This window comes from Rhodococcus sp. FG69, assembly GCF_057808915.1.
Genome location: NZ_JBMDIX010000076.1, coordinates 1 through 9,334, shown reverse-complemented (window position 1 = coordinate 9,334; position 9,334 = coordinate 1). Strand labels below are relative to the sequence as shown.

Below are 9,334 nucleotides of genomic sequence, written 5' to 3'. Positions count from 1 at the left end.
CCGCCGCCGAACTACGACCACAACTCATCGCCGCCATCGAACGAGGAATGGCCCGTACTTCAGGTGCGCTGGAAGAGATGAATGAAGATATCCGACACCATTTGTCGGATTTGGCAGTTTCGGGAAGTGCTCCTATCGCGATGCAGGGGTGATGCGCGCTCATGTCGAAGCAGATCTTCATCGACCAATTTCGATTGTCCGGAGCATGGAACTTCCGGGACGTCGGTGGCGCCCGAACAATGGATGGGCGTGCCGTTCGGAGTGGGATGCTATTCAGATCATCCGAGCTGTCACAGTTGGACGAACACGGCCGCACCGAAATGAGAAGGCTTGGAGTAAAGGCGGTATTCGATCTTCGCGGCGATGCCGAAATAGCGCGTAGCGGGGCCGATCGCCTTCCCGTCGGCGTCCTCCTACGCAATACTCCCTACCGGAACCACAAGGGCGATTCCGCTCCGCACGAGGGTGGTGTTGCGCGCGACGAAGACGACCAGCTCGGCCACATGATGCACACGTACTCCTCGTATTCGTCACTCGAGGGCGCGTTCGACGCGATACGCGAGGTCGTCACAGTACTGGCAGCGGGGGAGGGGCCGATCCTGGTGCACTGCGCCGCTGGTAAGGACCGCGCGGGATGGACGATAGCGACAGTGTTGCGCGCTGTGGGAGTGTCCGATACGGACATCGTGGCCGACTTTCTACGAAGCAACTCTGGAATCGAGCCGCTGCGCAAACACATGCAGGCAGTGTGGTCGACGATGGGCGAGGAGAACCCGATCGAACCGTCGAACGCCATGCTCGGGGTGAGTGAACAGTACTATCGCCACGGTCTGGAGACCGTCGACCGGGTGCACGGGTCGTTCGAGGCCTACCTGAACGCGATCGGCATCAGCGAATCCGCCCTGGTTGACCTGAGGGGAGTGTTGCTGACCGACGGGCCGAATGACTGAGCGTGCACCTCACCTTGGCGGAAACGAACTCTCCGCAGCAGTGGCCTTCAGCTGACACCGTGGCTGCACCGTGCGGTTTCGCTGCGTTCACGTGCAGTTATTCCCTCTCGCTACTGTTATCCCTACGAACTAATTGGGGAGAGCGCCATGGAGTTCAGGCATCTGATGGCATTTATCACCATCGCCGAGGAGTTACATTTCGGGAGGGCTGCGGCTCGGCTTCACATGACACAACCGTCTCTGAGTGCGCAGCTGCAGAAGCTGGAGAAGTCTCTGGACGTCATGTTGGTGGCGCGCAACTCGCACGAGGTCAAGCTGACGTCGGCGGGCAAGGAATTCGTAACGCAGGCACGGTTGATCGTTCAACAGATGGACAAGGCTGCGAGCATCGCGAAGTCGACGGCTGCTGGGCGATCGGGATCGCTCAATGTCGGGTACAACTTCCCGGCCAGCAGGCACGTACTACCGTACGCATTGGCGAAGATGAGCAAGGAACACCCCGACTTGGTGGTCTCTTTGTGGGAAAAGCGAACCGGCCCGCAGCTCTCGGCGTTGGCGGACGGAGTTCTCGACGTCGCTCTTGTCTACGGTCATCCGCACACTGCCGAGTTTCGTCATCGTCGAGTCCTGCATCGGGTTCCCCTTGTCGCGGTGGTGGGCAAAGGGCATGCGTGGGCGGGCCGGCCTGGCGTTCCGTTTGCCGAATTGGCCAACCAGTCGTGCGTATTGTTCGAACGCGAGCAGTGCCCGGCGATGTACGACTCGATCCTGTCCGCGGCTGCGGACAACAAGATCGCGCTGAAGATCGCCCAGACTGCCGACGATCCGGGTGCAACGGCCCACGTCGTGTCGGTCAAACCGCTCGTCGGGTTCGCATCTCTTCCGCGGGCCACCTCGGTTGGAATGGGAGCGGTCGGGGCGAACTCGGTTGCCGTGAAGCTGTTCGACCCAGTTCCGGTCATCGACCTGTACGCGGTCTGGCGCGCCGGTGAAGTGAATCCCGCTGTCGATTCCTTCCTGGATTGCATCGAGCCTCCGGAGAGCGTGAAATGTCCGTCGGAAGTGGGGCTCGCAGTCTGACATCGTGGATAGGAATATCCATTGGCGCGCAAGTCTTTTGGTCATTGCCGCCCAAGAATTGCACGTGTTGAATCGGTATTCATGAATCCTCAGTCGTTCTCCGGGCCCGGCGTCGAGTTGGCCGAGAAGTCGGGCCTCTCCTCCATCATTTTCGACGCCGCAGACCGGACACCGGGTCGACCGTCCCTACGAGACCGCGGGCAATCCGAATCGCTGACGTGCCTCGAGGTCGCGAACCGCGTTCGGAGTCTTGCTTCGGCCCTCGTGGAGGCCGGAGTGGGCGCGGGCGAACGCGTCGCCGTGCTCGGCCGCACGAGCCTGGACTGGGTCGTCCTCGACCTGGCGGTGCTGGCTGTCGGTGGTGTCGTGGTGCCCGTGTATCCGACATCCTCCCCAGATCAGATCCGCCACATCGTGGCAGATTCCGGATCCACCCACTTCGCCGCCGAGAGCGAGTTCGACGCCGAACGGCTGAGTGACGCCGGTGCGGCAACGGTGTGGTCGTTCGAGACGGTGTCACAGTGGTCGCGTTCGACCAGTCGGACCGCCCCCGATGATCGCATCGCTGCAGTCCATCGTGACGATCTCGCGATGATCGTGTACACCAGCGGTACCACCGGGCCGGCCAAGGGCTGCATGCTCAGTCACCGCAACATGTTTGCGGCCGCGGCCAACACAGTTGTGCGGGCCGGTGAGATGTTCGGCGGCGCCGCGGACGACCAGGCGGTGACCGCGCTGGGACTTCCGCTGGCCCACGTGTTCGGACAGACCATTCTGTTCGCAACGCTGTACGGCGGCACGGACACGCACCTCTTGCCAGGTATTCCCGATACGGTTGCGGCGCTGCCGCAGATCAAGCCGACGTTCCTTGCTCTCGTTCCGTACGCCCTCGAGAAGATTCGCAAGGCCGCCCGTCCACACCTCGAAGGCGGTGCGGAGGAAGCTGCGGTGTCGGACGGATTGGGACTGCTCAGGTCCGGAAAACAGGCATCGGCCTCTGTTCCCTCGCGACCAGTGCTCGGTATGCTGGGCGGGCGCCTGCGCTCTGTGATCTCCGGGGGCGCATCGTTGGACGACTCCACCGCCGGGTTCTATGCAGGATTCGGCGTCGATATCCTCAATTGCTACGGAATGACCGAATCCGCAACGGCGGTCACCGTGAACGAGCCGAAGACCAATCGCATCGGAACGGTCGGACGGCCGATACCGGGGACGACCGTGGCCATAGCTCCCGACGGCGAAGTCCTGGTCCGCGGCGCCAACGTCACACGGGGCTACTGGGGTGCCGCAGCGGATCGGTCTCCGGTCGACGCCGACGGCTGGTTGCATACCGGGGACATCGGCGAGCTCGACGATGGCTATCTTCGAATCACGGGGCGTAAGAAAGAGATTCTGGTCACCTCGGGTGGCAAGAACGTGGCGCCCACCCCGCTGGAAGACCGAATTCGGTTGCATCCGTTCGTGAGCAATGCGGTCGTGATCGGAGATGGGCGTTCGTACGTGGCCGCGTTGATCACCCTCGACCCGGCAGCGGTCGGTCTCGACGACGCCCTGGTACGCGCCGAGCTGCAAGCGGCCGTCGACGACGCGAACTCATTGGTCTCGCGTGCCGAGTCGATTCGTCAATTCCGTGTGTTATCAGTCGATTTTACGGTCGATTCCGGATTGCTGACGTCGTCACTGAAATTGAAGCGGGCTGCTATCGAAGCGACGTTCGCCGCCGAGATCGCCGACATCTACGACATGGCCACCCCGCAAACACTTCGATAACACACCTACTGATCCCAGGTCGGCTATAGGGCAGACCGATCGCCCGATGCCGAACCATTCTTCGGACACGCATCTGGTCCCTACGACAGAAACACTGAGATTCGAGAGCACGAGACTCAAAACCGATCGAACAGGAGCGGATTCACTATGTACGACGTCATCGTTGTCGGCGCCAGGGTGTCAGGATCTTCGGTAGCAATGTTGCTCGCACGGAAAGGATATCGAGTACTCGCGGTCGATCGGACGACGTTCCCGAGCGACACGGTCTCGACTCACTACATTCACCAGGCAGGGCTCTCGCGGCTGCAGGACTGGGGGCTGTTGGACAAGGTGATCGAGTCCGGCTGCCCGCCGATTCGGCACCTGAACTTCTCCTACACCGACATCTCCCTCGACGGGTTCGCAGACCCGATCGACGGCCTCGACGCCGTCTACTGCCCGAGACGCACCGTCCTGGACTCGATTTTGGTCGACGGCGCCCGCGAAGGAGGAGTCGAGGTGATCGAGAACTTCACCGTCGACGAACTCGTGATCAGCGACGGTGTCGTGCGAGGAATTCGCGGACACGAGGGCGACGGTCCGGAGCAGGAGTTCCGCAGCACGATCGTGATCGGCGCGGACGGTGCCAACTCGACCGTCGCCAACAAAGTCGGCGCGGACATCTACAAGACGTCGCCCGGTGGCTGCTTCATCTACTACTCGTACTACTCCGGGATCGACTGGGGGATGCAGCACCGCACCGGTTTCGGCGAGCAGCAGTTCGCGTCGTGGCCCACCAACGACGGTCTCAGTCTCGTCGCCGTCATGCGCAAGCGCGACCGGTTCCGCGACTTCCGTGCGGACCCCGATGGCGGCATGCAGGAGATCGTCGACGCAGTCGACCCGAAGTACGGTGAAGAATTGCGCGACAGCGCCGTTCGTGAAGAGCCGTTCCGTCCGATGCTCTACCCGGACAACTTCTACCGACGCTCCTTCGGTCCCGGCTGGGCATTGGTCGGCGACGCGGGCTACCACAAGGATCCGTTCACCGGGTGGGGGATTACCGACTCGTTCAAGTACGCAGAGCTGCTCTCCGAGCGCGTACACGAAGGTCTGGCTGGTTCCCGGCCGATGATCGATGCGCTCGAGGACTACCAGAATACTCGTGACGAACAGAGCGCAGGCACGTACGAATTGACCACCAGTATCTCCGACCTGAAGTTGACGCCGTACTACGACTCGGTCTTCCGTGCAGCGAGCAAGAGTCCGGCGTACACGAAGAAGTTCTTCGGGCTCATCGCCGGTGGTATCCCCGGTGAGGAGTTCTTCTCACCCGCCAATCTCGCCGATCTGTACGCGGAAGTTGACCTTCCGCACGGCGACCGACATCTGACGTCGGCGTGAGCACCGCGACTCTGAGCGTCGTCGGCGACAGCTTCGTCGAAGGCCGGGGCGACCCGGTCGAGGGCGGCGGCTTCCGCGGCTGGGTCCCGCGGTTCGCAGGACAGATAGGGCTGCGCGGCAACAAGGTTCGCAACTTCGGCACACACGGCGCCACGACGGCACATGTCCTCGACGTGCAGCTTCCCGGTGCGCTTGCGACCCGTTCCTCGCTCTACGGTGTCGTCGTGGGAGTCAACGATCTGGTGAGTGACTACGAACGGCCGCGGTTCGAGGACAACCTGCACGCGATCTTCGACAAGCTGCGTACCGGCGGCGCAACAGTCTTCACCGCCACGTACCCGGACATCCCAGCGAGGCTGCCGGTGCCGGACCCGTTCCGGGAACTGCTGCGCGTTCGCTTCACCGAAGCGAACGCCGCACTCGTCGAGGTCACCCGCACCACAGGAACGCTTCTTCTCGACATCGCCGCGTCCCCCCAGTGGGCGGAGGGCGAGATGTGGACCTCCGACGGCCTTCACCCGAGCTCGACCGGCCATCGTGAGTTCGCCGCCTCCGCAGTGGAACTCGTCTACCAGACGACTGCCACCACCCTCGCAGCCTGATATTCGCTCGCCGTACGTCACTTCGCATGAAACCCGAGAGGACCATCGTGACCGCCGAATCCACTACCGGATCCGACATCTTCGAAGACCGTCGACTCGCTCGCAACCCTATTGCGATCGTCGGAATGTCCGGATTGTTCCCGAAAGCCACGAGCCACCGGGAGTACTGGCAGAACATCGTCGACGGTGTCGATTGCACCGAGGAGGTTCCGGCGTCTCGGTGGAGCCTCGACGACTATTTCGACGCCGACAGGACTGCCCCGGACAAGACCTACTCCCGCCGCGGAGCGTTTCTCCCCGATGTCGATTTCGATCCCCTCGAATTCGGATTGCCGCCCAACCAGCTCGAAGTGACGTCGACGATGCAGACGCTCAGTTTGGGCGTTGCTCGTGATCTCCTGATCGACGCCGGCGCGACGGGATCGTCCTGGTACGACCCTGTTCGCACCGGTGTCGTCCTCGGCACGACCGGACCGGTTCCGCTGATGCATCCGCTCGCCGCTCGGTTGTCCACGCCGATCCTGAAAGAAGCGGCGCGCAGCTGTGGACTGTCGACCGAGGACGTCAACGCGATCGCCGACAAGTTCACCGCAGCGTTTGCGCCGTGGGAAGAGAATTCGTTCCCCGGTCTGCTGGCCAACGTGGTCGCGGGCCGCGTCGCCAACCGGTTCGGACTGGGCGGTATCAACTGCACGGTGGACGCCGCGTGTGCCGCTTCGCTCGCAGCGTTGCGGACCGCTGTCGCAGAACTGCTGGACGGCCGTGCCGACACAATGATCACCGGTGGTGTGGACACCGAGAACTCGATCTTCATCTACATGTGCTTCAGCAAGGTCGGCGCGCTGTCGCCGACCGGGCAGATCAGCCCCTTCTCTGCACAAGCCGACGGCACGCTGCTCGGCGAGGGCATCAGCATGGTTGCGCTCCGCCGACTGTCGGACGCTCAGCGCGACGGCAACCGTATCTACGCCGTCATCCGTGGCCTCGGCTCGTCGAGCGACGGGCGGTCCAAGAGCATCTACGCCCCGCGCGCGGAAGGCCAGCGGATCGCGCTCGACCGCGCCTACGCCGACGCCGAGTGCTCACCTGCCTCGGTCGAATTGTTCGAAGCGCACGCGACCGGTACTGCTGTCGGCGACCGAACGGAAATCGAAGCGCTCGGTGGTTTGTTGCGCGACGCCGGTGACGAGACGTCGTATGCCGCTGTCGGAAGTGTGAAGTCGCAGATCGGCCATACCAAGGGTGCCGCGGGAACCGCGAGTCTCATGAAGCTCGCACTCGGGCTGTACCACAAGGTTCTGCCTGGCACTATCAATGTCGATGCGCCGAACTCCGGAATCGATTCGGACGCAGCGCTGTACGTGAACACCGCGACGCGCCCGTGGATTCGTGACCCGCAGCGACCGGTGCGCCGCGCTGCGGTGTCGGCGATGGGATTCGGTGGCACCAACTTCCATGTCGTACTCGAAGAGAGCGACGCGCCCCGCGCGGACGTACGTCCGCTGCACTGCGTGCCCCGTGTTCACGTGTGGCATGCCGCCGATGTCGACTCGCTGATCGAGGCCGTCCGCGCCGGTGAATCGGTCGACGGCGGCGACATTCCCGACGATCATGCGCGACTCGGCTTCGTCGCAGTCGATGACGAGGACGAGGCGCAGCTGCGCGAGCTGGGCGTTGCACAACTGACCCGCAATCGAGAGTCCGAGCAGTGGAGTCATCCGGAGGGTCTGTTCTTCCGCGCGGCTGCACTGCCCCAGATCAAGGTCGGTGCGCTGTTCTCCGGCCAGGGTAGTCAGTACGTCGACATGGGGACCGACGCGCTTCTCAACACGCCGCCGGTTGCCGAGGCGTTCGACCTCGCGAACGTGGCGTTCACGGACGCTACCGAACGGCTGGGCCGAATCGTGTTCCCACCGCCGGTCTTCGACAATGAGACTCGCGAGCGACACGACGCCACTTTGCGTCGAACGGAATTCGCGCAGCCGGCGATCGGCGCGCTATCGGTTGGGCAGTACCAGTTCTTCCGGGAACTCGGTTTCGAAGCAGATGCTCTGGCCGGCCACAGCTTCGGCGAGCTGACCGCGCTGTGGGCGTCGGGCGCACTCGAGACCGGCGACTACTTCACGCTGGCGCGTGCCCGCGGTGCTGCGATGGCACCGACGTCCGACGGTGACAACGGAACGATGCTCGCAGTCGCTGCCGACCGCGATGTCGTGGACTCGATCGTCCAGGACATCGACGACGTCTGGATCTGCAACCACAATGCGCCCGATCAGGTGGTTGTCGGCGGTGGGCGCGTTGCGATCGACGCGGTGATCGCGTCCGCCGCCGAGCGTGGGGTCGCCACTCGTGAACTCCCGGTGTCGGCCGCGTTCCATACCCCGTACGTCGCGCACGCGGTCGATGCGTTTGCACCTGCAGTCGACGCTGTCGGTGTCGGAGCACCGTCCATTCCCGTCTACGCGAATTCGCCGGATCGGCAGTACGGATCCGACGCGGCCGAGAACGCCGCGATGCTTGTCGAGCAATTGCTGAAGCCAGTCGAATTCGTCGCGTCGCTCGAAGCGATGCACGCCGACGGGTGCACCGTGTTCGTCGAGTTCGGCCCGAAGAAGGTTCTGACTTCGCTGGTTCATCGCACTCTGGGCGACGACGTGGTGGCCATAGCTACGGATATCGGTCCGCTCGGAAACAGTGATCTCTCGCTCAAGCGTGCGGCCGCTCAGTTGATCGTGTTGGGTGTCACGTTGAACCAGGTCAACCGCTACGCCTCTACGCCGCCGCCGCCGCGCACCGGGAGCGGTATGACGGTCGCGCTGTCCGCGCCCGAGTACGTGCCGCCGACCCGCCGTGCGGCCTACGCCGATGCACTCGCCGATGGATACCGAGTGTCCGCGCTCACCCCGGCGCACACTCCTGCCGCTGCGTCGACGCCGTCGACTGCTCCCGCTCCGGCTCCTGTCCAGCCCACGCCCGCCCCTCAGGCAACTCGACCCTCGGAGACGACCGTGCCTCTCAACGATCCACGTCCAGCGACCAACGAGTCGTCGCCCCTTTCGGCGCACCTCGACACTCATGACCGATACCTCGACGGCCAGCTCGAACTCGCACGCCACCTCGCGGAGGCTCTCAGCACCGACCGGATCGACGACGGCTTGATCCGAGCGATCGAAGCGGTCAAAGACCACGGTGTGGCTATCAGTCACAGCCACACCCGTGCGACCGAAGTCATGGGGCGGATCGCCGAACTGGAGATCGCGGGCGGAATCTCCGATTCCGTGCCGTTCCGGCATGCGATCTCGACCCCATCGATACCGGTTGCGGCGCAGCAGAACACCCAGGAAGCTGCACCCGCTGCGATCGCGCCTGCCTCGCCTGCAGTCCCGGTACCGACCGCATCGATCGCTGCGGCCCAGGAGCCGGCTGCTCAGATCCCGACCGTCGTGTCTGTGTCCGAGGAGGCCGCGGGTGTCAGCGCCGACCAACTGCGCAGTGCCCTGCTCGAAGTAGTTGCCGACAAGACCGGTTACCCGGTCGAGATGGTGGATC

General features: G+C 63.6%; 6 protein-coding genes. All 6 read left to right on the top strand.

The features are described 5' to 3' along the window. Positions 1-161: 161 nt before the first annotated feature. A complete protein-coding gene (locus ACODSO_RS28755; RefSeq protein WP_489040029.1) occupies positions 162-950 on the top strand; it encodes a tyrosine-protein phosphatase in 789 nt (262 codons plus the stop codon). Positions 951-1,097: 147 nt separating this feature from the next. After that, positions 1,098-2,030: a LysR family transcriptional regulator gene (locus ACODSO_RS28750; protein ID WP_489040028.1), complete on the top strand. Its 933-nt coding sequence runs from the start codon at positions 1,098-1,100 to the stop codon at positions 2,028-2,030. Positions 2,031-2,111: 81 nt separating this feature from the next. Beyond that, the gene (locus ACODSO_RS28745) at positions 2,112-3,800 is read left to right on the top strand and encodes an AMP-dependent synthetase/ligase (RefSeq protein ID WP_489040027.1); all 1,689 of its coding nucleotides are present in this window, start codon (positions 2,112-2,114) and stop codon (positions 3,798-3,800) included. 147 nt (positions 3,801-3,947) lie between these two features. Next, positions 3,948-5,183 (top strand): NAD(P)/FAD-dependent oxidoreductase, encoded by a 1,236-nt coding sequence (locus ACODSO_RS28740; RefSeq protein WP_489040026.1) that lies wholly within the window; start codon positions 3,948-3,950, stop codon positions 5,181-5,183. Next, positions 5,180-5,785 (top strand): SGNH/GDSL hydrolase family protein, encoded by a 606-nt coding sequence (locus ACODSO_RS28735; RefSeq protein WP_489040025.1) that lies wholly within the window; start codon positions 5,180-5,182, stop codon positions 5,783-5,785. The genes ACODSO_RS28740 and ACODSO_RS28735 overlap by 4 nt, the downstream gene beginning before the upstream one ends. A gap of 26 nt (positions 5,786-5,811) precedes the next feature. Beyond that, positions 5,812-9,334, top strand: a 3,523-nt coding sequence (locus tag ACODSO_RS28730; RefSeq protein WP_489040024.1) for a beta-ketoacyl synthase N-terminal-like domain-containing protein, incomplete at its 3' end; no start/stop codon positions are given.